This window comes from Synechococcus sp. UW140, from assembly GCF_900474295.1.
Lineage (GTDB): Bacteria > Cyanobacteriota > Cyanobacteriia > PCC-6307 > Cyanobiaceae > Synechococcus_C.
Genome location: NZ_UCOB01000030.1, coordinates 1 through 25,916 on the forward strand (window position 1 = coordinate 1; position 25,916 = coordinate 25,916).

Annotated in this window: 25 protein-coding genes, 1 tRNA gene and 1 pseudogene; 12 read left to right on the forward strand and 15 right to left on the reverse strand. The window is 58.2% G+C overall.

The features are described from left to right. The 8 genes and pseudogenes from DXY10_RS12345 to gcvT form a co-directional block, all read right to left on the reverse strand. Positions 1 to 1,847: pseudogene (locus DXY10_RS12345) on the reverse strand (calcium-binding protein); the annotation flags it as partial. 727 nt (positions 1,848 to 2,574) lie between these two features. Further along, on the reverse strand, positions 2,575 to 2,907 hold the full coding sequence (locus DXY10_RS14325) for a hypothetical protein (RefSeq protein ID WP_136989206.1): 333 nt from the start codon (positions 2,905 to 2,907) through the stop codon (positions 2,575 to 2,577). A gap of 29 nt (positions 2,908 to 2,936) precedes the next feature. Continuing rightward, positions 2,937 to 3,545 (reverse strand): 7-carboxy-7-deazaguanine synthase QueE, encoded by a 609-nt coding sequence (locus DXY10_RS12360; protein WP_115019757.1) that lies wholly within the window; start codon positions 3,543 to 3,545, stop codon positions 2,937 to 2,939. Beyond that, positions 3,542 to 5,206: a CTP synthase gene (locus DXY10_RS12365; protein ID WP_115019758.1), complete on the reverse strand. Its 1,665-nt coding sequence runs from the start codon at positions 5,204 to 5,206 to the stop codon at positions 3,542 to 3,544. The genes DXY10_RS12360 and DXY10_RS12365 overlap by 4 nt, the downstream gene beginning before the upstream one ends. A 125-nt stretch (positions 5,207 to 5,331) precedes the next feature. Beyond that, positions 5,332 to 5,814, reverse strand: a complete 483-nt coding sequence (locus DXY10_RS12370; RefSeq protein WP_115019759.1) for a Dps family protein — start codon at positions 5,812 to 5,814, stop codon at positions 5,332 to 5,334. A 72-nt stretch (positions 5,815 to 5,886) separates the two neighbouring features. Next, the gene (locus tag DXY10_RS12375; protein WP_371411158.1) at positions 5,887 to 7,029 is read right to left on the reverse strand and encodes an RNA polymerase sigma factor, RpoD/SigA family; all 1,143 of its coding nucleotides are present in this window, start codon (positions 7,027 to 7,029) and stop codon (positions 5,887 to 5,889) included. A 79-nt stretch (positions 7,030 to 7,108) separates the two neighbouring features. Beyond that, on the reverse strand, positions 7,109 to 8,944 hold the full coding sequence (aspS, locus tag DXY10_RS12380; RefSeq protein WP_115019761.1) for an aspartate--tRNA ligase: 1,836 nt from the start codon (positions 8,942 to 8,944) through the stop codon (positions 7,109 to 7,111). A 60-nt stretch (positions 8,945 to 9,004) separates the two neighbouring features. Further along, positions 9,005 to 10,099 (reverse strand): glycine cleavage system aminomethyltransferase GcvT, encoded by a 1,095-nt coding sequence (gcvT, locus tag DXY10_RS12385; RefSeq protein ID WP_115019762.1) that lies wholly within the window; start codon positions 10,097 to 10,099, stop codon positions 9,005 to 9,007. Positions 10,100 to 10,243: 144 nt separating this feature from the next. Here gcvT and DXY10_RS12390 point away from each other — a divergent pair, with 144 nt between their 5' ends. Continuing rightward, positions 10,244 to 10,492 (forward strand): hypothetical protein, encoded by a 249-nt coding sequence (locus tag DXY10_RS12390; RefSeq protein WP_115019763.1) that lies wholly within the window; start codon positions 10,244 to 10,246, stop codon positions 10,490 to 10,492. Between the two features lie 164 nt (positions 10,493 to 10,656). Then, positions 10,657 to 11,022, forward strand: coding sequence for a cyclic nucleotide-binding domain-containing protein (locus tag DXY10_RS12395; protein WP_244282299.1), 366 nt, complete (start codon positions 10,657 to 10,659; stop codon positions 11,020 to 11,022). A 12-nt stretch (positions 11,023 to 11,034) separates the two neighbouring features. Here DXY10_RS12395 and speB read toward each other — a convergent pair whose 3' ends face one another. Together speB and speE are read right to left on the reverse strand one after the other, a co-directional pair. Beyond that, positions 11,035 to 11,946: an agmatinase gene (gene speB / locus DXY10_RS12400; RefSeq protein WP_244282300.1), complete on the reverse strand. Its 912-nt coding sequence runs from the start codon at positions 11,944 to 11,946 to the stop codon at positions 11,035 to 11,037. Further along, on the reverse strand, positions 11,943 to 12,806 hold the full coding sequence (gene speE / locus DXY10_RS12405) for a polyamine aminopropyltransferase (protein WP_115019764.1): 864 nt from the start codon (positions 12,804 to 12,806) through the stop codon (positions 11,943 to 11,945). Before speE ends, speB begins: the two co-directional genes overlap by 4 nt. A gap of 13 nt (positions 12,807 to 12,819) precedes the next feature. On the opposite strand from speE, the gene DXY10_RS12410 reads away from it, so the two are divergent. Continuing rightward, entirely contained in the window at positions 12,820 to 13,644 is an 825-nt protein-coding gene (locus DXY10_RS12410) for a hypothetical protein (RefSeq protein WP_244282301.1), read from the forward strand. 23 nt (positions 13,645 to 13,667) lie between these two features. On the opposite strand, the gene DXY10_RS15035 is transcribed toward DXY10_RS12410, so the two are convergent. Next, positions 13,668 to 13,796: a hypothetical protein gene (locus tag DXY10_RS15035; RefSeq protein ID WP_256359484.1), complete on the reverse strand. Its 129-nt coding sequence runs from the start codon at positions 13,794 to 13,796 to the stop codon at positions 13,668 to 13,670. Between the two features lie 660 nt (positions 13,797 to 14,456). Here DXY10_RS15035 and DXY10_RS12415 point away from each other — a divergent pair. The 3 genes from DXY10_RS12415 (at position 14,457) to DXY10_RS12425 (ending at position 16,719) form a co-directional block, all read left to right on the forward strand. Beyond that, positions 14,457 to 15,212, forward strand: coding sequence for a hypothetical protein (locus tag DXY10_RS12415; RefSeq protein ID WP_115019765.1), 756 nt, complete (start codon positions 14,457 to 14,459; stop codon positions 15,210 to 15,212). Between the two features lie 336 nt (positions 15,213 to 15,548). Next, the gene (arfB, locus tag DXY10_RS12420) at positions 15,549 to 15,986 is read left to right on the forward strand and encodes an alternative ribosome rescue aminoacyl-tRNA hydrolase ArfB (RefSeq protein WP_115019766.1); all 438 of its coding nucleotides are present in this window, start codon (positions 15,549 to 15,551) and stop codon (positions 15,984 to 15,986) included. Positions 15,987 to 16,455: 469 nt separating this feature from the next. Beyond that, a complete protein-coding gene (locus DXY10_RS12425; protein WP_115019767.1) occupies positions 16,456 to 16,719 on the forward strand; it encodes a hypothetical protein in 264 nt (87 codons plus the stop codon). A gap of 854 nt (positions 16,720 to 17,573) precedes the next feature. On the opposite strand, the gene mazG is transcribed toward DXY10_RS12425, so the two are convergent. After that, the gene (gene mazG, locus DXY10_RS12430; protein WP_115019768.1) at positions 17,574 to 18,425 is read right to left on the reverse strand and encodes a nucleoside triphosphate pyrophosphohydrolase; all 852 of its coding nucleotides are present in this window, start codon (positions 18,423 to 18,425) and stop codon (positions 17,574 to 17,576) included. A 34-nt stretch (positions 18,426 to 18,459) separates the two neighbouring features. Then, the gene (locus tag DXY10_RS12435) at positions 18,460 to 18,972 is read right to left on the reverse strand and encodes a metal-binding protein (RefSeq protein WP_115019769.1); all 513 of its coding nucleotides are present in this window, start codon (positions 18,970 to 18,972) and stop codon (positions 18,460 to 18,462) included. A 25-nt stretch (positions 18,973 to 18,997) separates the two neighbouring features. Between DXY10_RS12435 and DXY10_RS12440 the strand changes: the two genes are divergently transcribed. From DXY10_RS12440 to DXY10_RS12450, 3 genes are all read left to right on the forward strand, one after another. Further along, positions 18,998 to 19,069 (forward strand) — tRNA-Val (locus DXY10_RS12440). A 54-nt stretch (positions 19,070 to 19,123) separates the two neighbouring features. Next, on the forward strand, positions 19,124 to 19,849 hold the full coding sequence (locus tag DXY10_RS12445) for a metal ABC transporter ATP-binding protein (protein WP_244282303.1): 726 nt from the start codon (positions 19,124 to 19,126) through the stop codon (positions 19,847 to 19,849). A gap of 4 nt (positions 19,850 to 19,853) precedes the next feature. After that, positions 19,854 to 20,624 (forward strand): metal ABC transporter permease, encoded by a 771-nt coding sequence (locus DXY10_RS12450; protein WP_115019821.1) that lies wholly within the window; start codon positions 19,854 to 19,856, stop codon positions 20,622 to 20,624. On the opposite strand, the gene DXY10_RS12455 is transcribed toward DXY10_RS12450, so the two are convergent. Further along, positions 20,551 to 21,507 (reverse strand): oxidoreductase, encoded by a 957-nt coding sequence (locus tag DXY10_RS12455; RefSeq protein WP_115019771.1) that lies wholly within the window; start codon positions 21,505 to 21,507, stop codon positions 20,551 to 20,553. The two genes, DXY10_RS12450 and DXY10_RS12455, sit on opposite strands and share 74 nt — an antisense overlap. Before the next feature lie 60 nt (positions 21,508 to 21,567). Then, entirely contained in the window at positions 21,568 to 21,825 is a 258-nt protein-coding gene (locus DXY10_RS12460; RefSeq protein ID WP_115019772.1) for a hypothetical protein, read from the reverse strand. A 96-nt stretch (positions 21,826 to 21,921) separates the two neighbouring features. Between DXY10_RS12460 and DXY10_RS12465 the strand changes: the two genes are divergently transcribed. The 3 genes from DXY10_RS12465 (at position 21,922) to DXY10_RS12475 (ending at position 25,862) form a co-directional block, all read left to right on the forward strand. Then, positions 21,922 to 22,422: a protein phosphatase gene (locus DXY10_RS12465; protein WP_115019822.1), complete on the forward strand. Its 501-nt coding sequence runs from the start codon at positions 21,922 to 21,924 to the stop codon at positions 22,420 to 22,422. Beyond that, entirely contained in the window at positions 22,419 to 23,045 is a 627-nt protein-coding gene (locus DXY10_RS12470) for a 2OG-Fe(II) oxygenase (RefSeq protein ID WP_115019773.1), read from the forward strand. Before DXY10_RS12465 ends, DXY10_RS12470 begins: the two co-directional genes overlap by 4 nt. Positions 23,046 to 23,117: 72 nt before the next feature. Beyond that, positions 23,118 to 25,862: a valine--tRNA ligase gene (locus tag DXY10_RS12475; RefSeq protein WP_115019774.1), complete on the forward strand. Its 2,745-nt coding sequence runs from the start codon at positions 23,118 to 23,120 to the stop codon at positions 25,860 to 25,862. The last annotated feature ends 54 nt before the right edge of the window (positions 25,863 to 25,916 follow it).

Sequence of the window (25,916 nt, forward strand, 5' to 3'; positions counted from 1 at the left end):
GCGGTATCGCGTCCTGAACCACCATTGATGGTGTCATTGCCGAGATAGCCGTAGAGCCGGTCATTGCCGTTTTGACCATTAAGGGTGTTGGCTCCTTTGTTGCCGGTGACGATGTCATTGCCGGAGCCTGCATTGACGTTTTCGATGGAGATCAGTCGATCTCTGCCGTCGCGAGTGTTTTGCCAGCGTGTGGTGCCCAGATTGATGCGGTTGGAGCGTGATGAGAACTGAGCGGTGTCACGACCTGAACCGCCGTTGATGGTGTCATTGCCAGCAGCGCCATAGATCCAGTCATTACCCGAAAGAGCCTGAATGCTGTTGCTGCCGTTGGTGCCGGTAAGGCGATCTGAGTGGTAGCCAGCGATCAGGTTTTCAACACTGCTGATCTTGTCAGTACCGATCTTGGCTTTATCACCTCTCGATGTTGAAGTGGCTCTTCCTTTAAGCAGATCAACGGTGATGCCTGCTGTGGCTGAGGTGTACTTGAGAGTGTCGGTGCCGGAGCCACCGTTATAGATGTCATCACCAAGACCACTGCCGCCAATGATCAAGTCATTGCCTGCACCACCATCAACTCTGTCATCGCCATCTTCTGAATAGAGAGTGTCATTACCGCTGCCACCGATCAGGACATCATCACCACCGCCACCAGTGAGATTGTCATTGCCATTTCCACCATCAAGAGTGTTGGCATTGTCATTGCCGGTAAGAGTGTTATTGGAATCATTACCCGTTGCCGACTCAACCGCTGAGCCCAGGGTGTAGATATTTGCGCCAACGAGAACGACAGTATCGATGTCTGTTGATAGACCTCGATCATCAATGACATCACCTGAATCATCAATGTAATAAGTGTCGTTGCCAGCGCCACCACTCATGTAATCAGCGCCAGTTCCTCCGTTGAGAATGTCATCACCATCACCGCCATACAGGCGGTCATCATCGGCTTCTCCATAGAGGCGATCATTGCCCGCACCGCCGTACAGCTGATCATCGTCGTAACCGCCATAAAGCCTGTCGCTGCCATATCCAGCGGTCAAGATGTCACGACCATGAAGTCCGTAAATACGGTCATTTCCATCGCCAGCTGTTAGGCGATCATTTTTTGGTCCTCTGCTATCTCCGTAGAGGGTGACATGCTCATCAGCATCAAGATTGGTGAGCACTTGATTTGCAATCGTGACTCCACCTGTGCCATCGGACCTAGGACCATAATCAAGGTCATCACTGACAACTTTGTGGGTGAGGACAACTGGCTGATCGCCATCGACTTCTCGATCACTGAGGCCCGTAACCGTTAATGTTTGCGCTTGATTCCAGTTGTCTGAAGTAAAGGTGAATGAGGAGTGACTCAGTGAAGCCTCTGAATCATCAGAGATAACAAACTCGATGGATACAGGATCAACGGGTTGACTGTCGAGCCTATAAGTGAAGGTCGCTTTATCGCCGTCTTCACCGATCTCAAAGTCATGACCTTCTACTGATATGCCAGGTTCGATGTTGAGTAAATATGTGCCATCTCTAAAGTGAATTTCCTCCACATTGCGAAGCAGAAGGTCGTTGCCTGCGCCCGACATATAAATATCACTATTGCTTCTTTCCTCAAAAGTATACGTACCTTGATAGGCACTAATGATGCTTAGAGCGTCATGACCTTCGCCACCATTAATTGTGCTACCAGCGAAGCTACCATTCATTGATATCTGATCATCGCCTTCTCCTAGGGAAACAGTGCTGTTGCTTAATGCAAGGCTCTGAGTACTCCCGCTGACAGAAATCGAAATCTGGTCATTGCCTGCTCCAGTGTCTACAGATGAGGAAACCAGACCCAGCGCATTCTCTACCATATTCCATCCACGGATTTCATTGGTTGACGATATAATTTTAATTATATCGTCGCCATTTCCGGAATCAACAGAGCTGCCTTCGAGCCCAGTAGCCTGAAGAAGCCCATGAATATTATTTCTGTAAGAACCACCTTGAGCGGTTTGAGCTATTACTTCAAGATGAATCAGATCGCTACCATTGCCTGAGATCAGTTCTGAGTAATATAGCCCCCAGGAAGGATCATATCCTCTGACATTGGTGTCTACGTTTATGTGAGACTGAGAGCCTCGATCGGATGTTAGTCAAAGTTTAGAATTGCTTAGGCCATAGGCATATGCTATTTCGCCGATTGCTGAAACATTTAGCTCAAGATCGCTTCCTCTAAACGTAAGTTCACCGGATTTGACCCCATTCGCATCAGCCGTATAAATCTTACTACTGCCCTCATTTGCGTCTGCAGTTGAATTAATAATCAGTCTTTCTGTCTCAATCCTGATGGAACTATTTACCGCTGTGCTTTCAAATAATAAGTCCCTCCGCTGTTGCGACTTTTATAGTCAGATATTGTCGTCGTGTTGCCAGAAATTGTCTTTTTAGACATCTTTAGTCAGGGCAGAGCGCCTGGGTGAGATTTGCCTGAAAAGACCCTATGCCTTAAGTGAGCTTATTTATACATATTTTCAGCTATTTTGGCTTTGATGGCTAAGCATGCTGAGCATGCATGGAATGATGTTTTCTCCCTGTTCTCTAAGTAATTGGAGATTTGTGATGCCTAGAAAGCAATTCATTGATCAAGTTCGTTATGCCTTCTTGGAAGCTGATGCCATAGCCACCCTCCGCCAAGGCAGCAATAATGCTCTGTTTGGCTTCTGGTTTGACAAAGATGCAGATTGCTGATTTTCCGTTTCTGCTTGCTTGTTTGGATTTTCCGTAGTTTTTGGTCATCTTGAATGCTTTGCTTGCATTTACTGTCTTCCTTCCTGCCTTGTAGTGGCATCCCCCATTCGGGGGAGATGACTCTGAGTCTTTGCTGAGTTTGCAGAGCTGGCTTTGATTGGCCTGGCTGTTGGGAGCTTCCACATCTCATGCAGATGCCACAAGGCAAGCTTTCAGCGCACTTTCAGCCACTTGTGGCTCTGAAGGCTGAGGCGCCAGTGCGCATGGCTCTGGGCATAGCGGATCGCCAATTGCTGTCCTTCCTGGCTCTGCCAGCCCGGCTGCACCAACCAGCTGGCCTGGGGGGCCTGGGCGGCGGCCACATCGGCAAAGAGTAGATCGTTGGATTCATGCACCACCACCTTCAGTTCATCGCAAGCGGCGAGCAGATCGGCACGAGGTGGTTGATGCCGTTTGGGCGAGAGGGTGATCCAGTCGGGTGAGCCGCTGATCGGATCCACGCCGCTGGTTTCGATGTGTACTGGCAGGGTGCAGGCGGCTCGGATCGCTTGGGTGAGGGAATCGAGGTTGTGGTGCAGGGGCTCGCCGCCGGTGATCACCACGAAGGCTGCTCCGGCTTGTTCAGCCGCGGCGGCAGCCGCCGCTAGCGTTGCCACGCTCTGTTGGGGGTGCGACTCCATCGGCCAGGAGTGTTTGGTATCGCACCAGCTGCAGCCCACCGAGCAGCCGGCGAGGCGGATAAAGAAGGCGCTCCTACCGGCATGCAACCCCTCCCCTTGGAGCGAGTGGAAGGTTTCCACCACCGGCAGGTGGTGGCTCATGGGCCGACGTTGCGTTGCGCTTGGTTTTTCTGCTGCTGACGTATCGCTTCGCTAGGGCTGCTGGGCAACCGTTGTTGCGCCGCTTCGATCAGGCCGCGGAACAGGGGATGGGGCCTGCCTGGTCTGGAGAGGAATTCCGGGTGGTACTGGCAGGCCGTGAAGAAGGGATGGCCTGGTAGTTCGATCAGCTCCACCAGGCGACCGTCCGGTGATGTGCCGCTAATGCGGTATCCGGATTCAAGGAAGAGGTTGCGGTAGGCGTTGTTGAACTCGTAGCGATGGCGGTGGCGTTCATACACCACTTCATCGGCGTAGAGCCGTTCCGCCATCGATCCCTCGGCGATCCGGCAGGGGTAGACCCCCAGGCGCATGGTGCCACCGAGGTCCACCACGTCTTGCTGTTCGGGTAGAAGGTGGATGACTGGATGTGGGCTGTCCGCATCGAGCTCAGCGCTGGAGGCACCGCTGAGGCCGGCCTGGTTGCGAGCCCACTCGATTACAGCTGTTTGCATGCCCAAGCAAAGGCCCAGGAAGGGCACCCGCTGCTCGCGCGCCCAGCGGATCGCGGCCACCTTGCCATCGACGCCGCGGTTGCCGAAGCCTCCTGGCACCACCACCGCATCCATGCCCTTAAGCAGTGAATCGGCGCCATCGGTTTCGATTTGCTCCGCACACACCCAGTGCAAATCAAGCGAGGCATCTTGTGCCAGGCAGGCGTGCCGCAGCGCCTCCACCACCGAGAGGTAGGCATCGTTGAGCTGCACGTATTTGCCCACCAGGGCCACCTTCACGGTGGGACCGGGATTACGCAGTTTGTGCACCAGCTGGGCCCAGCCGGTCATGTCGCTCTCATGATCCTGGAGCTGCAGCACATCCAGCACTTCACGGCAGAGGCCTTCTGCTTCGAGGGTGAGCGGAACGGCATAGATGCTGTCGGCATCCAGAGACGGAATCACCGCCCGTTGCGTGACGCCACAGAAGCCTCCGATTTTGCGCTTGAGATCGTCATTGATGTCTCGGTCGCTGCGGCACACCAGCAGGTCTGGTTGGATGCCGATGGAGCGCAGCTCCTTGACCGAGTGCTGGGTCGGCTTGGTTTTGAGCTCTCCGGAGGTGCCGATGTATGGCAGCAGGGTGACGTGGATGTAGGCCAGGTCGTGGCGGCCTACATCACCGCGGAATTCACGGATGGCCTCCAGGAAGGGAAGCGACTCGATGTCACCCACGGTGCCGCCGATCTCGGTGATCACCACATCGGCGTTGCTGTTCGCGGCCACTCGGTGGATACGATCCCGGATTTCTCCGGTGATGTGGGGGATCACCTGCACCGTGCCGCCGTTGTAATCACCACGGCGCTCTTTGTTGATCACCGACTGATAGATCGATCCCGTGGTCACGCTGTTGAGGCGTGACATGGCCGTGTCGGTGAAGCGTTCGTAATGGCCTAGGTCGAGGTCGGTTTCGGCGCCGTCTTCGGTGACGAACACTTCACCGTGTTGGAAGGGGCTCATCGTGCCCGGATCCACATTCAGATAGGGATCGAGCTTCAGGATCGAGACGCTGTACCCCCGGGCCTTGAGCAGCCGGCCGAGGCTGGCGGCCACAATCCCCTTCCCGATGCTGGAAACCACTCCACCGGTGACGAAGACGAATTTGGCCATAACTCCCTGGGCGTTTCTTCAATGTACCGAGTGCCTTCCAATGAGCGAGGGCCTTACTTGTCTGCTGAGATTTCAGCCGGTTTGATTCGCAGTCGGTTTGATCCGCAGTCACTGCGACGCTCGGATTAGCTCTCCAGCAGGCTGCGCAGCATCCAGGCGGTTTTCTCGTGGATCTGGAGCCGTTGGGTGAGCAGATCAGCACTCGGTTCGTCGCCGGCGGCATCGACGAGAGGAAAGAGGCTCCGTGCCGTTCGTGCGACCGCTTCATGGCCGCTCATTAATTCCTGCACCATGGCCAGGGCTGCAGGCTGCTGCTGGGCTTCTTCAATCGAGGCCAGTTTGGCCAATGTGCTGCCGCCGTGGGGGGCTACCACGCCGAGAGCACGGATCCGTTCGGCGATCACATCCAGGGCGTTCCACAGTTCGGTGTATTGCTCCATGAACATCAGATGGAGCGTGTTGAACATCGGTCCGGTCACGTTCCAGTGGAAACCATGGGTCTTGCCGTAGAGCACGTAGGTGTCAGCCAGAAGCCGCGCCAGTCCGTCGGCAATCTCTTCGCGCTGTGCTGTGGGAATACCGATGTCGATCCCAGGGGACGTGGTCATTGCTGCAGCTCAGGGCACATGACCACGGTCTAGCCACGGCGCTCAGCGTCCGGGTGTTGGCTCAGGTTCCGCTCAGGACTCCAGGCCAAGGATGTATTCACGCACCTTGATGCGGCGCTGAGGCTGGCGCAGCTTGAGTAGCGCCCGGGTTTCGATCTGGCGCACCCGTTCGCGCGAGAGGGCCATGCCTTCGCCGATCTCCGCCAGGGTGCGAGGAGTGTCGTCTTCCAGCCCGAAGCGGCGCCGGATCACCTCCGCCTCCCGGGCGGTCAGTTCTTCCAACAGTTCCTCAAGGTCGTTGTGCAGGGAGTCCCGCGTCAGTTGCTGCTCGGGGGTGGCATGGCCGTCTTCCAGCAGATCCCCCAGCTGGGTGTCTTGGTCCTTGCCCACTCGGGTCTCTAGCGACACCGAACGCGGCACCCGCATCAGTGTTAGGCGCACGGTTTCTTCACTGAGGCCCAGTTCGCGGGCCAGGTCGCTCATCGAGGCGATCCGTCCTTCATTGGCGGCGATTTCCTGCTGCACCTTCTTGATGCGGTTGAGCTTCTCGGTGACGTGCACCGGCAGTCGGATCGTTCGGCTCTGGGTGGCGATGGCGCGTGTGATGCCCTGGCGAATCCACCAGTAGGCGTAGGTGCTGAAGCGGAAGCCGCGGGTGGGGTCGAATTTCTCCACCGCTCGTTCAAGCCCCAGCGTGCCTTCCTGCACCAGGTCCAGCAGTTCCAGGCCTCGCTGCTGATACTTCTTGGCCACCGTCACCACCAGGCGCAGGTTGGCCTGGATCATCCGGTCGCGAGCCCGGCGTCCTTCACGCAGGCGCTTCTGCAGCTCGCGGCTTTCGAGTTCGCTGTGGTCTGACCAGATGCCATAGCCCTCTCGCAGCACTGTGGTCAGTTCTTCCGGCGTGAGGCCTGCGGCTTTGGCCCATTCCTGTTTGGTTGGCCAGTGGCAGACGTGATTGGCTTCCCGTTGCTGCAGTTCTTCCAGCTCAAGCAGCCGTTGTACCGGGGGGTACTCACTAGCAAGAGCTCGTTCTTCCTTCAGCAGGGTTTCTCGGTGTCGCACCTGACGCGCCAGGAGCACCTCTTCCTCATTGGTAAGCAGGTCAACCCTTCCGATGTCCTGCAGATACAGGCGCAGGAGGTCGTTGCCGCTGCCAGTGCGGACGCGGGATGGACCCGTCGATCGCGAACCGGTGGCCAAAGGGCACCCCATGAACTGCCCTCAGGGTTCAGCGATCCGGCTGCAGCGGTTCGGAATGAACGGAATCTATTCCGGTTCGCTGACCGTCCTCTTAGGCGTCATCGTCCGCGTTGGGAGCAACCCAGGTGCTGGCCACATGCAGGTCCGCCAGCTGTTGGTCCGCCACTTTGGCGGGAGCGGCAGTCATCAGACAGCGTGCCTGCTGGGTTTTGGGGAAGGCGATCGTGTCGCGGATCGATTCCTCCCCGGCCAGAAGCATCACCATGCGGTCGAGCCCGAAGGCCAGGCCGCCATGCGGCGGGGCCCCCATGTCGAGCGCTTCGATTAGGAAGCCGAATTGTTCTTCGGCTTCCTCCAGGGGTAGGCCCACGGTTTGCAGGACCTGGCGTTGCAGGGAGGAGTCGTGAATACGCAGGGAGCCGCCCCCGAGCTCAAGGCCATTCAGTACCAGGTCGTAAGCCTGGGCCCTTGCCTTTGGCAGGGTGTCGGCCCACAGCGCCTCATCGGTGCCCAGATCGGCGATGTTGGGGGCACAGAAAGGATGGTGCAGCGCTTCGTAGCGGTTTTCGTCGCTGTTGAACTCGAACATCGGGAAATCGACCACCCAGAGGAAATTCCATTGGTCGTTCTCTTGGTCGGCCTTGACCATTCCCAGCTCTCGGGCGAGGTATTGGCGCACCCGATCGAGGGCTTTGTTCACGGTGGCGGTGTCGCCAGCACCGAAGAGCAGCAGGGTGCCGGGTTCGGCGCCGGTGCGGCCGAGCAGCTCCCGGGTCTGTTCCTCGCTGAGGTTGTCTTTGATGGCGCCGATGGTGTCGATCTCGCCACCGTCGCGGACGCGGATGAAGGCCAGGCCACCGGCACCCGCCTGCTGGGCCTCGCTGAACACATCCCCTCCGGGCTTGATGCGCACATTTGAAACGGCGTCATTGCCTCCCGGCACGGCGATGCATTTCACCGATCCACCGGCCTTAACGGCACCGCTGAACACTTTGAAGCCCATCTCCTTGACGATGTCGCTCACGTTGGTGAGCTCCATGCCATAACGCGTGTCGGGACGGTCGGTGCCGTAGCGCTCCATGGCGTCGTGCCAGGTCATGCGGGGGAAGGGGCGTGGCAAATCGACCCCCTTCGCGGTCTTCCAGATGGTGCAGATCAGTCGCTCATTGAGATCCAGGATCTGCTCTTGATCCATGAAGCTCATCTCCATGTCCAGCTGGGTGAATTCCGGCTGGCGGTCTGCACGCAGGTCTTCGTCGCGGAAGCAGCGTGCCACCTGGTAGTACTTCTCGATGCCTCCCACCATCAGCAGCTGTTTGAACAGCTGGGGAGACTGGGGCAACGCGAACCATTCACCACCGCAGACGCGGCTGGGGAGGATGTAATCGCGGGCGCCTTCAGGGGTGGACCGGGTGAGCACGGGAGTCTCCACCTCGATGAAGCCCTCGTCCTCCAGGAAGCGGCGCGCGGTCTGGATCGTTTGGGCGCGCAGGCGCAGATTGTCGTTCATGCGCTTGCGGCGCAGATCCAAATAGCGGTGGCGCAGCCTCAGCTCCTCGCGCGTGTTCTCCTCGTCGTGGATCGAGATGGGAAATGGCAGATTGCCCTTCACGCCGTTGAGCACAGTGATGCTGCTGGCCAGCACTTCCACCGCTCCAGTGGCGAGTCGTTCGTTCAGAGATTCGTCTGGTCGGGCCCGCACCTTGCCCTTCACCTGCAGCACGGTCTCGCTGCGCAGGTGCTCCGCCACGGCAAAGGCGTCAGCACCCAAGTCGGGGTCCACGGTGATCTGCACAGTGCCGCTGCGATCGCGCAGGTCGATGAAGATCACTCCACCGTGGTCACGTCGCCGATCCACCCAGCCGCAGAGCTGCACCTGCTCATCGATTTGCTGCTTGCGCAGGTCGCCGCATCCGTTGCTGCGCATGGAAGCTGTCGGGAGGGAATGAGAAGCGAGTTTCCCACAGGACCTGCCTGGCAATTCCTTTCAGGCCGGGCGTCGATAAAACGGCCGTTTGACCACCGTGGCGGGATGGCGTTTGCCGCGGATCTCCACGGCTAGCTCTGTGCCCGGTTTGGCGAGAGCCCGTGGCACGTAGCCGAGGCCGATTCCGGCCTCCAGGGTGGGCGACCAGCCTCCGCTACTCACCTGGCCCACACGTTGCTCGCCATCGAAAATCGGGTAGTCGTGGCGGGGAATGGCCCGGCCCTCCAGGCGCAGGCCCACCAGCCGGCGGGTGCTGCCTTGCTCAACCTCTCGCTCGAGGGCCTCACGGCCGATGAAGTCCACCGGATTTTCTAGGTGCACCAGCCATCCCAGCCCCGCCTCCAGGGGGCTGGTGGTGGTGTCCATGTCTTGACCGTAAAGGTGCATGGCTGCTTCCAGCCGCAGGCTGTCTCGGGCGCCGAGGCCGCAGGGTGTGACGCCTTCCTTTAGCAGTCGGTTCCAGAGCTGACGCCCTGCCTCACAAGGCAGCAGCAGTTCGAAGCCGTCTTCGCCGGTGTAGCCGGTGCGGGCTACCAGCACATCGGTCTGTAGATCGGGCAGGGTCAGCATCCGCTGTCCGAATCGGGGCAACTCCGCCAGGCTGGAGCCGCTGAGTTGTTCGAGCACGGACTGGGCGCTTGGGCCTTGCAGGGCCAACAGCACGCCATCGCCTTTGGCATCGGTGATGGTGATGCCGCTTACGCTCAGCTGCTGTTCCAGCCAGGCCCGATCGCTCTCGGCGCAGGCAGCATTGATCACGGCCAGCAGGGTGCTGTCACCCATGTCATAGATGATCAGATCATCGAGGATGCCCCCGGTCTGATTGAGCAGAACCGTGTAGCAAGCCTGGCCGGGTCCGATGCGATGCAGATCGGTAGGCACCAGTTTTTGCAGAGCATCTTTGGGGTTGGCACCTTCAAGCCGCACCACGCCCATATGCGAGATGTCGAACATCCCCACGTTGTGGCGCACGGCCGCGTGTTCGCTGATCAGCCCAGAGAACTGCACGGCCATGTCCCATCCCGCGAAGGGCACCATGCGACCTCCTGCTTCGCGGCAGAGGTCGTGAAGAGGGGTGCGCTGGAGGTCGGTCACGGGGCGCTGCAGAGATGGGCCGAATCCTATGGACTCTGGCTGGAAGGTTCGGGGCAGGGAAATGGAAGCAAAGCCGCAGATTCGAGCTGAAGCGTGGTTCGCTTTTGAAAGCGTCCTTACTGTGAGCGTCCCTCTCCCCTTGCGGTGTTGTCCGAGGCCTGCTGTCACAGCTGCCATCACTGCACGGCGTCGACCAGTGGCGCCAGTGGGCCCGTCGTGGGATGGTGCCGGCTGAGACGGCTGCCGGTGCATGCCGAACTAGCGCGTGTGGCCTGGTGTCATCACTGGACGGCTCGGCCTCCTTCGTTGCCGCAGTTGCAAGAGCATGAGCAGGTGTTGCCTCCTACAGGTCTGCAGTTGGAGCTTGAGGAGCGCTCCATGCCGCTCGCTTGAGCCCACCAGCCGCCAGGTTGTTGTGGATTAAAAACTCCTCAAGCGTTGCGGACGTGTTGTGTCCGACACGTGGTTTTTTTGTTTGGTTGCGTAAGAATTATTCGGTCTAGTGAAAGTCGCCGTCTTTTTTGCTCTCTACCAGTTCACTGCCAACGCCGGTTGAGTTGTTCGCTGATCAGCAGGAAGCCGATCAGCTCACCTACCCCACCGGAGCGCGGGTGTTTTGTGCGGGCGAACCCTCAGATTCGATCTATGCGGTGCAGCGCGGCATGGTGGAGCTCAGTGCTGCCGGTGAACCCGGCAAGATGCGCTATGGGCCTGGTGAAATTTTCAGCTACGAGGATCTTTCAGGCGCGCGTTTGACCCATCGCTGCGATGCATTGGCACTGACGCCTTTGGCCGTCGTGCGCTTGCCCAGGGCTCGGTTTATCGAGCTAATTCTGCGGCACCCCACCATCGTGTTGGCCTTGCTGGAGCGTCAGCACAGCCGGTTGCGGGAGCAGCGCCTCCAGGCTCGTCACTACTACTGATCACTGAATTGATCAGTTGTTGAGCAGCATCAGCAGGCTGCGGGTGACCTTGCTGGCCAGCACGCTACTGATGCCTGAGGGGTCCAGCTGGGGAGCCAACTCCACCACATCCGCGCCCGCCAGCTGATGCTCTCGGAGCACGTCAATCAGCGCGGCGAAGTGGTGCCAATGGAAGCCACCGGGTTCGGGGGTGCCAGTGCCGGGCATGATCGCGGGATCAAACCAGTCGAGATCCATCGTGAGATAGAGCGGCTTGCCGCGATGGGGCTCTAGGGCTGAACGCATCGTGGCCGCCAGCAGGCTGCCGGATTGGTCGGGTTGGTGATTGATGCGGCGTTGGCTCTGTTCCAGCTCTTGGAATTCCTCGCGGGTGCCGCTGCGGATGGCGAGTTGCAGCAGCTGGCCACTGGGGAGCACGTCCAGACAGCGCCGCATCGCACAGGCATGGCTGTGGCGTGCCCCCAGCCAGCTGTCGCGCAGATCGGCATGGGCATCCAGTTGCAGCAGCACGAGTTGCGGATGGCGCTGGGCGACGGCGGCCACGGCGCCGCTGCTGATGGAGTGTTCGCCACCCAGCATCAGTGGCTTGAGGCCTAGATCGAGCACTGTGCTTGTTGCCTTTTGCACGGCCTTCACCACCGGTTCCGGGGCGCCGAAGGGAATGTCGACGGCGCCGAGGTCGACATAGGCCAGATCCTCCAGGTCTGTCTGCAGTTGCGGGCAGTAGGTCTCGAGGCCATTGCTCACCTCCCTCACTGCTGCTGGGCCGAAGCGGGTGCCGGGCCTGAATGAGGTGGTGCCGTCGTACGGCACACCGAACAGGCCGATGCGGCAGCCCTGCGGATCGCGACGCGCGCCCATATAGATGGCGCCATCGCGGTCAAACAGCTGGTTGAGATCCATCGATTGAAGCTTGTCGCTCATGATTGGAGCTCCCTTTCCACGAAGGCGGGTACGGCGTCGAAACCGCCGTTCTGCCAGCGTGGACTCCAGATTTCACAACCACCAGCCACGGCAGCGGCCCGTTCCGGTAGTGGGTGGCGGTAGCGCGGGCCATCGGTGGCTGCAAAGGTCCAGCTCCACCATCCGCTGGGATACATGGGCACCCAGCCGTAGAGCGGATCGGCGTGGCCGAACAGGTCTCGGATCAGTTTCACCGTGTCGATGTGCACGCGGCGGAAGGCCTCTGGCGATTCACTCTGAGTGGCGAACACACCACCCGTCTTCAGAATCCGTTTGCAGTGGCTGAAGAAGGCGCGGTTGAACAGGCCCTCAGCTGGTCCCACGGGGTCGGAGCCATCCACCAGCACCACGTCATAGGACGCGGCAGCGGCCTCAGCGGCCCAGGCGATGCCGTCGCCCACATGCAGATGGAAGCGCGGATCCGTCCAGCAGCCTCCGCCGATGCTTGGCAGGTGTTGTTGGCTCAGTTCCACCACCCGGCCGTCGATTTCCACCATGTCGAGGTGCTTCACATTGGGATGACGCAGACATTCCCGAGCGGTGCCACCATCACCACCGCCGATCACCAGCACCCGTTCGATTGAGGCAGCCGAGCACAAGGCCGGATGCACCAGTGATTCGTGGTAGTGCCGTTCCTGACGTTCGGCTGTCATCCAGCAGCCGTCCAGAAGTAGCCCCTTGCCGTAGCGCTCGCTCTCGATCAGCGTGATCCGCTGGAAAGGGCTGGTCTCCTCCACCAGTCGCTTCGCTTTGAGGCCGTAGCGCACCCCATCGTGGTGTTCATCGATCCAGCCCCCTTCGAACTGGGATGCAGTGGTCATGACTGGTTGAGTCTTGCGATTGCTGTCTTTAGCTAAGAGCAGCGTCGGCTCCTGCCGCCACAATGCCGCCTGCCAATGCCGCCTGATTCCTGTTGGGCTGGTGCAGCATGGCGGTGGATGTTGCAGAGGTTGGCTGATGGGATGGATTCAGAGCCTGCTGTCGGTGTTTCAGGACAAGCGGGAGATGCTGGATCTCAGCGATTTCAACGATGACGTGGCCTGGACGGTGGCGTGGACTCCGCTTGTGGGTGGAGGAACGAATTTCTGCACGCATCGGGCCAGGCGAACGAAAAGCCTCACGAGTTCCAGTCTCAGCTTCAAGACCACGTTCAGCGCTTACCTCTTTTCTGCAGCGTTCCTTGCAGTTGGCCCAGTCTGGTTGATCTCTGCGATTGGCCAAGTTGCTACCGGTGGTGTGGACGGTGGCGCGTTCTTGATGTCTTTGCTGTTCCCGCTCTTGTTCATGGCGATCGGGGCGTTTCTGATCTGGAGGATGCGCAGCAAGGAATGTTGTTTTGACCAGTTCTCAAGTCAGTTCATCCAGGGAACAACCGTTCACAACCTCAAGGACGTTCATGCGATTCAGTTGATTCGTGAATATGTGCGGGGCAATAAGAATTCCTATTACAGCTACGAACTCAACTTGGTTTGTCGCGATGGCAGCCGCTTGAACGTGACAGACCACGGATCGCTGGCGGCGATTCGAGAGGATGCTCAGCTGCTTGGCACTTATCTCAATCGGCCTGTCTGGGATGTGATTGATTTCCGAATCCCTGATGGTTTATCCGGTGGGGACGGCAAGTTTGGGGCTTTGAGAACGAATTTGCTTCGATCATGAGGACCATCGGAGTCCTCGAGGTATCACCATCCCGGGGTGATCTGGCGTTTCACGCCTTCATGGGTCATCTCGATTTCGGCTGCCGCCTGCTTGGCCTCATAGATGGCCCAGGTCTGCAGGCTGACGACCACCAGAACAAGGATCTTGAGCACCAGCTGTAGCCTGCTTGGAATACCCCCACACTACCGGTAGTGGCTCCCTTTGACTGTGTCGATTGATGCGAGTTGGTGGTGTTGGCTCCTACATGCTGCTGTCTCCCCCTCCTTGCCTGTCGATACGGTTGCTCCGTTGCGGACACAACAGGCTGATGAGGGATCAGGCCTCCCCTTGTGGGCTGCAGCTGGGACAACACTTGCATACGTTGACGTCATGCATCACAACGATTGTGGCGATATAAAGAGAGTTGAGGCCTGATTAAAGGCTTAAAGGGTTGTTTTTGCGCGATTAGTGGCTGAAACGTTAGCGCTCAAGCCGATGAATCAGATCAAACTGGATCCTCAAGAACAATCAAAAATTCAACTTATTCAGGCTGTTTGTTTCAATCTTTGCCTCTTTACCGCCTTAGTGTGCATGCTTTTGGGGATGGATCCTTTGGTGGCCACTCCATTGAGGAAGGCCTCTTCTTCTAGAAGGCTGGAGCATCAAAGCTTGCGTGGCAGGTAGAGACCCCTTGGTCGTTTCGCGTCTTGATTTGGTTGAGGCGAATTTCAAATCCCTTCTAGGCAAGTCCAGGCCTGCTCATCGGAAAGAGCTGTATACCGAGCCTGATTGCGCTCTGATTCAGAAGGAGGAGCTGAATAGGCTGATATTGCATGGATCTGCAGGACAAAGCCCTTGGCTCTATTGGACGATTCGTCCAGTCCTCTACTGGCTGCAGGCTAATGACTGCGCTAGAAGGCCTCTATCTGGCGCAGTCGCCCATGCCCCTTGTCCAGCGACTTGAGCAGGTCACCGACATTTCGGTCGACTTTGCTAAGTCTGGTGTTGAAACATCGCGTCTCTCTGATTTTCAGATGGAGACGATGAAGGAGACTGTTTTTGAGTTGCGTCAGGCAACTGGCGCCTATCTGGCGGTTTGCGGTAAGTATCTCTTTGAGTTAAAGGAGACTCTGCGCGGCAAGTCAAAGTCAAATCCGCGTGAATGGACGCAATTCAAGAAATCGGGCCTAGTCCCTTTCAGCGCTAAGGAGATTCAGGACCTGGCAAACTCATGGGAAAAGTGGCTCAGTACAACTGATTTAGATGCAGATGCTTTCAACTTAATTGGCATCAGAACGCTTTCGCGTGTGGCGAATGCAGATGACAAGACCAAGAAGGTTGTCGAAGGCAAGTTGCTCGCTGGTGAACGGGTAACAGAGGCTGATGTCAAGCAGTTGACCGGATGGAAGGCAAAGCTTTCCAAGCCATCTGTGATTGGGATTGATGACCTGCTTTCTCAGTTTGAGCAGGTGATTTCTAAACAGTCGATCAGTCAGCTCAGGAGTCGCTGCCTTCAGCTCAAAAAAACAAATCTTGAATTAGACCAACAAGTCAAAGCTCTGAAAAGTCAGCTCATGGAGAAGGTCTGAACCATGGTTGCGCTTCCTTTTAATGGCGAGCCGGATAGAGAGCTCTCCCTGCCGTTTGCATGTCAGTGTGATTTGTGCACGAAACAAAATGTCTACTCGTTTCGTCTGGCCACGATCAAGAGGCAAATCCAGCTTTTCGGTGTTGAGTCAGTTAGGCGGGTGGCTTGAGAAATGAAACTCTTGATGGAGACCATGCTTGCCACTTTTAAGGTCATCGGAAAGCTTTTTTATCTGCTTCTCTCGGCGATAAGAAATTTTGTCTTTGTTTATGCCGAAATTATCAATGCATTGATCCCTAAGCCTGTAAGTAAGGCAAAAGCCCACAAATAGTATTGAATGCTTAATTCGGATCTGGTTGTTAATCCAAGGCTCAGCATTCCGCGGTCTGAGATGTCTTGGAAATTCTTCCGTTCGTCTGGTGCAGGAGGGCAAAATGTGAATAAAGTTGAAACTGCGGTTGAATTGTCTTGGAATGTCTCTGAATCAGAGGCATTAGGACCATACCGAAAGCAGAGATTGTTGAAATTCCATTGTTCAAGGATTGTTGATGGTTACTTGCGAATCTGTGTCTCTGAAGAGAGATCTCAATTTCAGAACCGTCAGATTGCCTTGAAGCGTTTGGCAGATTTGATTAGGGAGGCGATCAAGCCACCACCACCTCAGCGTAAAGAAACACGTCCAACTCGTAGTTCTAAGCGCAAAAGGGTTGACGCCAAGAAAAAACGTGGTGAAATCAAGAAAGGCAGACAGTCTCGCTACTCTTTTGATGACTGAATACACAAGCAGGTCTTCGATCAGCAAAACAGAGTTGTATAGAGCAACGATCTATATCTTCTTGATGTCAGCTTTGATCGCCTTGTTGATTGCTTGAATCAGATCTGTCTAGCCCTGGAGTTTTCTGAAAACAGTCAATCTTTGTCTGATCCTTCAACCTTGGACCTCGTGGAGGGGGAAGGTTGAAGGTGTCTCTTTATTGTGAATATTGAGGATTATTTCGGCTCTTCTTGTGTCTTGATCGAATGGAACGCACAGATTGAACCAGCCCTCAATGCTTTTGAATATGCTCAGGTTTTCAGCATGTGACGAAGCTTTTGCAGCTCTTTTGAGTTCAGAAAGCTGGTGCTTTGAGAAGGATTGGCCCTTTGGAGGTATCTTCCTGGGGCTGATGAATAATGATTGATATCCTCTTCTTATTAGCTCAAAAAGGTTGCCGAATCGATAAAATAAGGTCACATGCGATCTCATGTTGAATCCAGCAACTATCCGTCGTTTTGTCTTCACCCTGATCACTGGATACCTGGCCATCTTTGGAATCCAACATCTGCCTTATCAATTTGAAAATCAATGGCTGGTTCTTATTCCGGTTCTCATTGTTGTTTATATTGTCACCGTATGGCTTGATGGGCAGTTCTTCAAAGATCAATCTTCTGTATCAGATAGAAAAACAACTGCCCCGAAGACAAGCAAGAAAAAAAGTTCTCCCTCGACCAAGGGCTTTGGCAGCTAAAAGATTTTTTGTTTCTGGAAGATTGCACATCTTCCATCAAATGCGTCATTACTATTGATTTCTGACGTTTTGATCAAGCTGTCGTTTTTGCTTGATGGCTGGGTCAAATCTGCTTGGCATAGTGCTTTGTTGTCATGCCTTTCAAGCGTTGATCCATCGATCTATTCATGGAAATGGTTGGTTTATTCATTGATGCTGAAGACCATCGGCTCGCTCAGTCGTTGCTGTCAGGCCGTTGCTTGCTGGTGTCAACGAGCATTGCGATCGTGTTGTATTGACGAACCAATGGGCTCGTCAATAATCAGATGTGCTCCTCTTTGCTGGGTTAGTGTGGCATATTCTGCAATCCCTTGTATTTCGTTCTTGGGATTCCCTCAGCATCGAGCATGATGTGAGTTTATGACCCTAATATCTGCTTTGTGATCCATTTTAGCTCAAAAACTGATTGATTTGCGAGTTTTCAAGCTTTAAACCGAACTACCGCCGCGGTCTGTTGATCCACTTGCAGTCTCATGTTTTGACTGCCTATGGCCACTTGGTTAAGCCAGAGTTAACGTTGAATCAAGACAAGAGATGAGGAGGCTCTGATGGACTCCACGACAGCAATGCCACGGCACACGCTTGGACGTCTGGTTGGCCTGATGTCTCTCGAAGAGAGAGCGCGCAACTGTCGCTCCCGCTCCGAGGCTCAAGAGTGCATTCGTAAGGCTGATGCCACGAAACGTGAGCTTTGGGGCACCACAGAGGGCTCCATGGATGGTCATATCTGAGCAGGACGCAGCGTTCAGCGCAGGCTCGCGGCCGAGCGGTGGATCGAGGTTCTGAGAGTGGTGCTGCGCTAGGCCACTGTTGCTTCAATTCGAGATTGTTGTCTCAGCTTTGATGTCGGCTTTGGCTTGTTGCCAGAGTTCCTCCAATTGCTTGATGCTTTGGCCCTGCAGGTTGCCTCCTAGGGCCGCTTCCACCCGAGAGAAACGGTCAAGGAATCTGTGGTTGGTGCCAGCCAGGCCTGTTTCGGGATCAAGGCCGCACCAGCGCGCCACATTTACCAGGGTGAAGAGCACATCTCCCAGTTCGTCTTGGGCATGGTTGTTGTTGCCCGAGGCGACTGCTTCCTTCAGTTCATCGAGCTCTTCCTGCACTTTCTCCCAGACTCCGGCCATGTCGTCCCATTCGAAGCCGGCTTTGGCGGCTTTTTTGGAGATGGTCATGGCTGCGCCCAGAGCCGGTTGTCCCCGCACCTTGCGCGCCAGTAGATCGCTTAACGGACTTGGTGATGACTCCTGCAGATCAGCTCGATCCGCCTGTTCTGCCGTTTTGACCGTTTCCCAGATGCGCCGCACCGCTTCGCTGTTGCTGGCTTCTGCATTGCCGAACACATGGGGGTGCCGGCGAATCAGTTTGTCGCTGATGGCGTCGGCCACCCCATTCAGATTGAAGCGGTTGTTCTCATCGGCGATGCGGGCATGCAGCACCACCTGCAGCAGCAGGTCGCCCAGTTCCTCCCTGAGATCGGCATCATCGCCGTGGCGGATTGCGTCAGCCACTTCATGGGCTTCTTCCAGCACGTAGGGCACCAGTGACTGGTGGGTTTGCTCGAGATCCCAGGGGCAGCCGCGATCGGGATCGCGCAAACGGGCCACGACCGCTTCCAGTTTCCGCAACGGATCAGGCTGGTTGGGAATGGCTGAGGTGTTGTCGGCCATGACGGTGGAGCACGGGACGCTTGCCGTCACCTTCTCATCGCCGCTTGCTCTGGCGGCGATGCCGGTGCCACTCCATCGGCAGGGGGTCGCCATCGAGCAGGAGATGGAGCCAGACACTGGCTTCCAGCCCCAGGACGGCTGCAATCACTGAGCGTGGCTGCTGCTGGACTAGCTGCTGCACAGTTGCGCTGAGGGTGTTGAGGTCTGGGACCCCCAGCCCAGGGATGCTGCGCAGCACCAGCCAGGCCAGGAGTCCAACAGCGACAAGCCACAGCAATCTCAAGCTCATACCGATGAACGGCCCATGGGAGAACAGGGACCGATGGGGAATGAGGCGGCGGTAGGGCCACCAGATCAGCCTGAGCGGCCCCCATCGATGCAGGGGTTTGGAGCGAGTGTCCAGGTCTGGTGATAACCACAAGCCTCCGATCAGGAAGCACAGTCCAGCGATGCATCCAGCCGGAATCCCAAGAACGGGCATGACCACCAACCCGAATGGAATCCAGGCCAGGCCAGTGGCACGGTCATGGTCACGGCCTTTGGCCACGGCGCTCAGGCAAAATGATCACAACGGGCGATTAGCTCAGCGGTAGAGCACCTCCCTTACAAGGAGATTGTCACTGGTTCGATCCCAGTATCGCCCACTTCAACTCGTCAGAATGGGCGAGACCACGCCAAAGAGGCCTGCTCTGATGCAGTTGCCAGCCGCTCGTTCTGTCGCTCTTGAGGCTGACCATCTCCGGGCCCAAGACCTCTGCTTCGCCTATGAAGGCAAACAGGCGCTCGATCATGTGAGCCTCACCTTGGTTCCCGGCAGCCTCACGGCACTTGTGGGTGCCAATGGTGCTGGCAAGTCGACTCTGCTGCATTTGCTTCAGGGTCAGCTCATGCCCACGGCTGGCAGCGTCTGGCTTGGCGAGCAGCCGATCCTCCGCTGCCGGCCCCGGGTGGCTCTCATGCCTCAGCGGGGTCGGATCGACTGGGGTTTTCCAATCACGGTGTGGGAGATGGTGGCACTGGGTCAGGTGCAGGCTCCCCGCAGCATTTGCTGTGATGTTGATGCAGCGCTGCAACGTGTTGGCTTGGAGGCCTTGGCAGGTCGACGTCTCGATGCCCTGTCTGGCGGCCAACAGCAGCGCACCCTGTTGGCCCGTGCCCTGATGCAGCCCGCCCGCGTCCTTCTGCTCGATGAACCCTGTGCTGCGATTGACCCCCCGGCTCGTCAGCAGTTGCTGCGTTTGATGCGTCAGCTTGCCGATGCGGGATACAGCCTGCTCGTGAGCAGTCACGACTGGGGCGAGGCCCTGGATGTGTACGACCGCGTGCTTGTGCTTGATCGCCGCCTGCTGGCAGACGGCACTCCGGCTCAGGTGCGGGGTGCGCTCACGGCACTCACGGATATGGGGAATCACGCCTGTGGTTGACGCGATGCCTTGGTGGTTCCTGCCGTTGCTGATGGCGTTGATGGTGGGGCTGCTCTGCCCGGCCACCGGAACGTTGCTGGTGACTCAGCGCCGATTGCTGCAGAGCAATCTGATTTCCCATGCTGTGCTGCCTGGGTTGGCGGTCGCCTTGGCCCTTGGTCTTGATCCGGCCCTCGGGGGTGTGCTCAGCGGAGTGCTCGGTGCTCTTGTTGCAGAGCGATTGCAGCGGCGCGATGGTCGCAGCCACGAAGCTGTCATCAACACTGTGCTCGCCGGTTTCCTCGGCTTGGGGGTGTTGTTGATCCCCCTGCTGAATCTGCGCCTTGATCTCGAGGCTGTTTTGTTCGGTGATCTTCTGGCCGTGGGCAGCAGCGATCTGTTGCGCACGCTGATTGCGGCTGCCTCACTGTTGCTGTTGGTGGTCTGCTCCTACCGCAGCCTGGTTTACCTCGGTGTTGATCCCGATGGGGCCGCTGCCGTGGGCCTGCCTGTCCGCGGACTTCGTCTGGCGCTGGCCTTCGTGACTGCCCTGGTGGTGGTCAGCGCCATGGCGGCGGTGGGGGTGGTTTTGGTGATTGCCCTGCTCTGTGCGCCGGTGTTGCCTGGCCTGCATCGCGTCACCAGCCTGAGGGCAGCGATGTTGCGCTCCTCTCTGGTGGGGATGGCCCTCAGCGGTGCTGGCTTTGCTCTCGCCCTGTTGCTCAACCTGCCGCCAGGTCCGTTGATCGGTGTGGCCTGTCTGGGCCTTTTGCTGCCTGGATCAAGGATTCGCTGAGCTCCCAGAAACGTTTGCGCTGGTCGGTATCCCTGGCGGCCGCAGCCACAGGCTGGCGGCTGGGATGGCCGCGGAAACCACCGAGCCCATCCGGACCGTAATGCTCACCGCTTTGGGCGGAGGCCGCCGTGGCGGCATGCAATTGGGGTAGGGCTCCCATGGCTGCGCTCTGGAAGAGCGGATCCATCAATCGATAGGCCAGGGATTCGATCCAGGAGCCATTGGCCGCCACCGACGTGGGTTGGAGATTGGTGCGGGCCAGCCCTGGGTGCGCCGCCAAGGAACTGACGTTGCTCGAGCCTGCCCGCAGCCGTTGATCGAGCTCCAGGGCAAACATCACGTTGGCCAGTTTGCTCTGGCTGTAGGCCTGCCATCGGTCATAGCGTTGCTCGCCGTTTGGATCGTCCCAGGCGATTTGGCCGAAATACTGGGCACCAGAGCTGACGGTGACCACCCTTGGATCCCGTTGCTGTTCCATCAGCGGCAGTAGATCAATCGTGAGGGCCATCGGCCCAAGGTGGTTGGTGGCGAGTTGCAGTTCCAGGCCCTGACGACTGAGCATCCGCGGCGGTGCCATCACTCCGGCGTTATTGATCAGAAGGTCAAGGCGCCCGTAGCGGTTGTGCATCGTTTCCACGCAGCGGCTGACGCTGGTGAGATCGGCCAGGTCAAGCGCCACTAGATCGAGGGCCCCACCCCCGTCGTCCAGCAAGAGCTGCTGTTTTGCTTCCTCTCCTTTGCGCAGGTTGCGGCAGGCCATCACCACGGTGGCTCCCTTGCGCTGCAAGGCCCGTGCAGTTTCCAACCCCAGGCCACTGTTGGCCCCGGTGATCAGGGCAATACGGCCCTGCTGGTCAGGGATATCGGCAGCAGCCCAGCCCATGCAGTCGATCGCAAGCGCCAATCAGTCTGGCCAGTTGCGACCGACGACTGCGGGGCGAAGTCAGTCTTCGGGGAACAGCAGAGCCGCGAGTTCGTCGGCATCCACGTCGTAGACCCGGGCCAGGCTGGTCTCGATCGCACTGGTGACTTCACCGGGCAGGAAGCGCATCGAGTTCAGTGCGTCTTCTGTGATCTCATCGCTCAGCAAGATGTCCTCGCTGTCGAGCTTTTCGTCGTTGATCACCGCCATCACCCAGCTCTGATAGGCGTAGACAAGATCCGAAAACTCGAGTTCGGGATCGTTCAGATCCAGGGTCATCGGATGCGTTCAGCTCTCCACAGTTTGCCTTGTGAATTGCCGACAGGCAGCCTCGTCCGCACAGGTTGGTCTCGCTCTTTCCGTCAGGATGGAGGGATGAGCACGTCTCCTCCCACGCCGCCTGAACCGGTTCGGCTGCAGGCCACGCTGTTTGATTTCGCGGTTCTTGAGTTGATCCGCCAGCACCGTGAGAGTTTTGCGCCTCTTTGGACGGTGGACAGCTGGGCCAAGTTGTTGATCTGGCTGGCCCTGAATTGCGGCTTGTCTGGGGAGCGCGACAGCTTGGAGCATTTCGCCAGTGCCCTCGGTGCACCGCTCACCAGCCGGCTGCGCAGGGTGTTTTTCGAGCGAGATCTGGGTGATCTGGAGTTGCAAGTGCTAGCGGATCCGGCTGAACAGCAGGTGCTGGTGCTGCCCCAGGTGGCGGCTGATCCGGCGCTGCTGGAGATTGAGCGTGTGGCCAGGGCCCTGGAGCGGGTGGGTCTGCTGGATCGGGTGGTGCCGGATCGCAGCCGCTGGCAGCAGTTGGACGGTGTGGTGGCGATTCCGTGGCAGCACTTGGCTGCTGGATCCAACGCTGAGGAGGTTCGGGCATGACGCTGATCGGGCGCTACAGCAACGCTGGCTTCGAGGCGGTGGCCGATGGGGTGATGGCCTTTTTTGAGCGTCGCAGTGATTTGCAGCGGCCTGGAGTGGCCTTTGGCCCTGGCGGTGCTGATGAACCTGCCAAGGTGTCGACTGACATCAGCCTCGTGGCGATCGATCGCAGCGATCCAGATGCCTTTGCTCTCTCGGAAGTAATTCTCAGGGGTGTGACGGCAGGGCTGGACAGGTACCTGCAGGAGCGGCCGTTGTTCCGTTCGGTTTGCCCCGATCAGGAGCTGTTCGTGATGCCGATCTTCAATCTGCAGCGCTATGCCCCTGGGGAGGGTTTCAAGCAGTGGCACTGCGACTGGACCATCAGTGATGAAGCCACCGAACCGGTGCATCGTGTGCTGGCCTGGATCCTCTACTGCGACACGGTTGCTGAGGCTGGCACTGAATTTCACTGGCAGGACCATCACGAGCCTGCGGAGCGGGGGAAGCTGGTGATTTTTCCGGCGGGGCCATCCCACATCCACCGCGGCCGCGTGAACGCCAGCTTCAGCAAGACGATCGCGACCGGTTGGATTAATGCCGGTTCCCGTGAGGCTTATCTCCGTCGCCTAGCCAAGGGCTGAGTGTCTGGCCAGTGGCGGTTCGCGCCCTAGCGATGCTTTGCGAGCATGGGCGGCTGTGTATGCACGCGTTTCGTGTCCGAGCTGGCCAAGACCTATGACCCGGTGGGCACCGAGGCCCGCTGGCAGCAGGCCTGGGAGGAGCAGGGAGCTTTTCACCCCGATCCAAAAGCGCCAGGTGAACCGTTCTCGGTGGTGATTCCGCCGCCGAATGTCACCGGCAGCCTGCATATGGGCCATGCCTTCAACACGGCTCTGATCGACACGATCGTGCGTTACCAGCGTTTGGCTGGGAAGAACGTGCTCTGTCTGCCGGGTACTGACCATGCCTCGATTGCGGTGCAGACCATCCTTGAGAAACAGCTCAAAGAGGAGGGCAAGACCCGTCACGATTTGGGGCGGGAGGCGTTCCTTGAGCGGGCCTGGGAGTGGAAGGCTGAGAGCGGCGGTCGGATTGTGGGCCAGTTACGCCGTCTTGGTTATTCGGTCGACTGGCAACGCCAACGCTTCACCCTCGATCAGGGGCTGAGCGAGGCCGTGAAGGAGGCCTTTGTGCGGCTGCATGATCAGGGACTGATCTACCGCGGTGAATACCTCGTGAACTGGTGCCCCGCCTCTGGTTCGGCGGTGAGTGACCTTGAGGTGGAGATGAAGGAGGTGGATGGTCACCTCTGGCATTTCCGCTATCCATTAACGAGCGGTGAAGGCCATTTGGAGGTGGCCACCACCCGGCCCGAGACGATGCTTGGTGATACCGCGGTGGCGGTGAATCCCACCGACGATCGTTATGCCCATTTGGTCGGTGAGACCCTCACGCTGCCGTTCGTGGGGCGGGAGATTCCGATCGTGGCGGACGACCATGTTGAGAAGGACTTCGGAACCGGCTGCGTCAAGGTGACGCCCGCCCATGACCCCAACGATTTTGCGATTGGTCAGCGCCATCGTCTGCCTCAGATCACGGTGATGCGCAAGAACGGCACCATGAATCAGCAGGCCGGGCAGTTCGAGGGACTGGACCGTTTCGAGGCTCGCAAGGCTGTGGTGGCTGGACTTGAGCAGCTGGGGCTTTTGGTGAAGGTGGAGGACTATCGCCACAGCGTTCCCTACTCAGACCGCGGCAAGGTGCCAGTGGAGCCGCTGCTCTCCACCCAGTGGTTTGTGAAGACCGAGCCCCTCGCGGCTCGCTGCCGAGAGGCGCTGGAGAACCAGGACCCCCGTTTTATGCCTGAGCGTTGGGAGAAGGTCTATCGCGACTGGCTCACCGACATCCGCGACTGGTGCATCAGTCGCCAGCTGTGGTGGGGACATCGCATTCCCGCTTGGTTTGTGATCAGTGAGACCAACGGCAAGTACACCGACAGCACGCCCTATGTGGTGGCGCGCAACGAAGTGGAGGCTTTGCAGAAGGCCAAAGCGAAGTACGGCGCGGCTGCGGAGCTTGAGCAGGACGAGGACGTGCTCGACACCTGGTTTTCCAGCGGTCTTTGGCCGTTTTCCACGTTGGGCTGGCCGGATGCCGACAGTGCCGACCTCCAGCGCTGGTATCCCACCAGCACCCTGGTGACGGGCTTCGACATCATCTTTTTCTGGGTGGCGCGGATGACGATGATGGCCGGCGCCTTCACCGGTGAGATGCCCTTCAAGGATGTCTACATCCATGGCCTGGTACGGGACGAGCAGAACCGCAAAATGAGCAAGAGCGCCGGCAACGGTATCGATCCGTTGCTGCTGATCGAGCGGTATGGCACCGATGCCCTGCGCTTTGCGCTCGTTCGCGAGGTGGCGGGCGCCGGCCAGGACATTCGCGTCGACTACGACCGCAAGAAGGACACCTCCGCAACGGTGGAGGCCTCCCGTAATTTCGCGAACAAGCTTTGGAACGCCACCCGTTTTGCGCTGATGAATCTTGGCGGTGAGACGCCGGCCCAACTGGGGGATCCTGACCCAGCCGCACTGCAGCTGGCGGATCGCTGGATTCTTTCCCGGCTGGCGCGGGTGAACCGCGAAACGGCTGAGCGTTACGGCAGCTATGGCCTCGGAGAAGCGGCCAAGGGTCTCTATGAGTTTGCTTGGAACGATGTCTGCGACTGGTACTTGGAGCTGAGTAAACGGCGGCTCAACCCTGGTGAGAATCCCAGCGCCGAAGCGCTTGCCGACCAGCGCACGGCTCGGCAGGTGCTCGCCAAGGTGATCAGCCAGATGCATCTGATGCTGCACCCGCTGATGCCGCATCTCACCGAGGAGCTCTGGCACAGCGTCACCGCGGCATCGCAGACCACGTTCTTGGCACTTCAGGCTTGGCCGGCTGTGGATGATGCAGCGCTGGATGATGACCTCGAGGCCTCGTTCACGGAACTGATTGGGGCGATCCGAGTGGTGCGCAACCTGCGGGCGGTGGCCGGGCTGAAGCCGTCGCAGGCTGTTCCGGTGCGTTTCGTCAGCGGCCGCGGCGATCTGGCAGCGATGCTGCAGCGGGGAACGCCCGACATCAGCGCCCTCACCCGGGCGGAATCGGTGCAGGTGATGACGCCAGACGAGTCGGAGGCATCACCGGTGGCGAAGGCTCTGGCTGGAGTGAGCGGTGAGCTGCAGGTGTTGTTGCCGATTGAGGGTCTGGTGGACCTGGAAGCGCTGACGGCTCGCCTGGAGAAGGACATCTCCAAGGCGGAAAAGGAAATCAAGGGCCTGGCTGGCCGGCTTGGGAATCCCAACTTCGCCGATAAAGCACCGGCGGAGGTGGTGGCGGAATGCCAGGCCAACCTGGCGGAGAAGCAGGCTCAGGCTGATCTGGCCCGCAAACGCCTCGCCGATCTCAGCTGATCGTCTTCAGCAGAATCGATCTCTAGTCTTGTGCGAGAGCTGAAGGCGACCGCT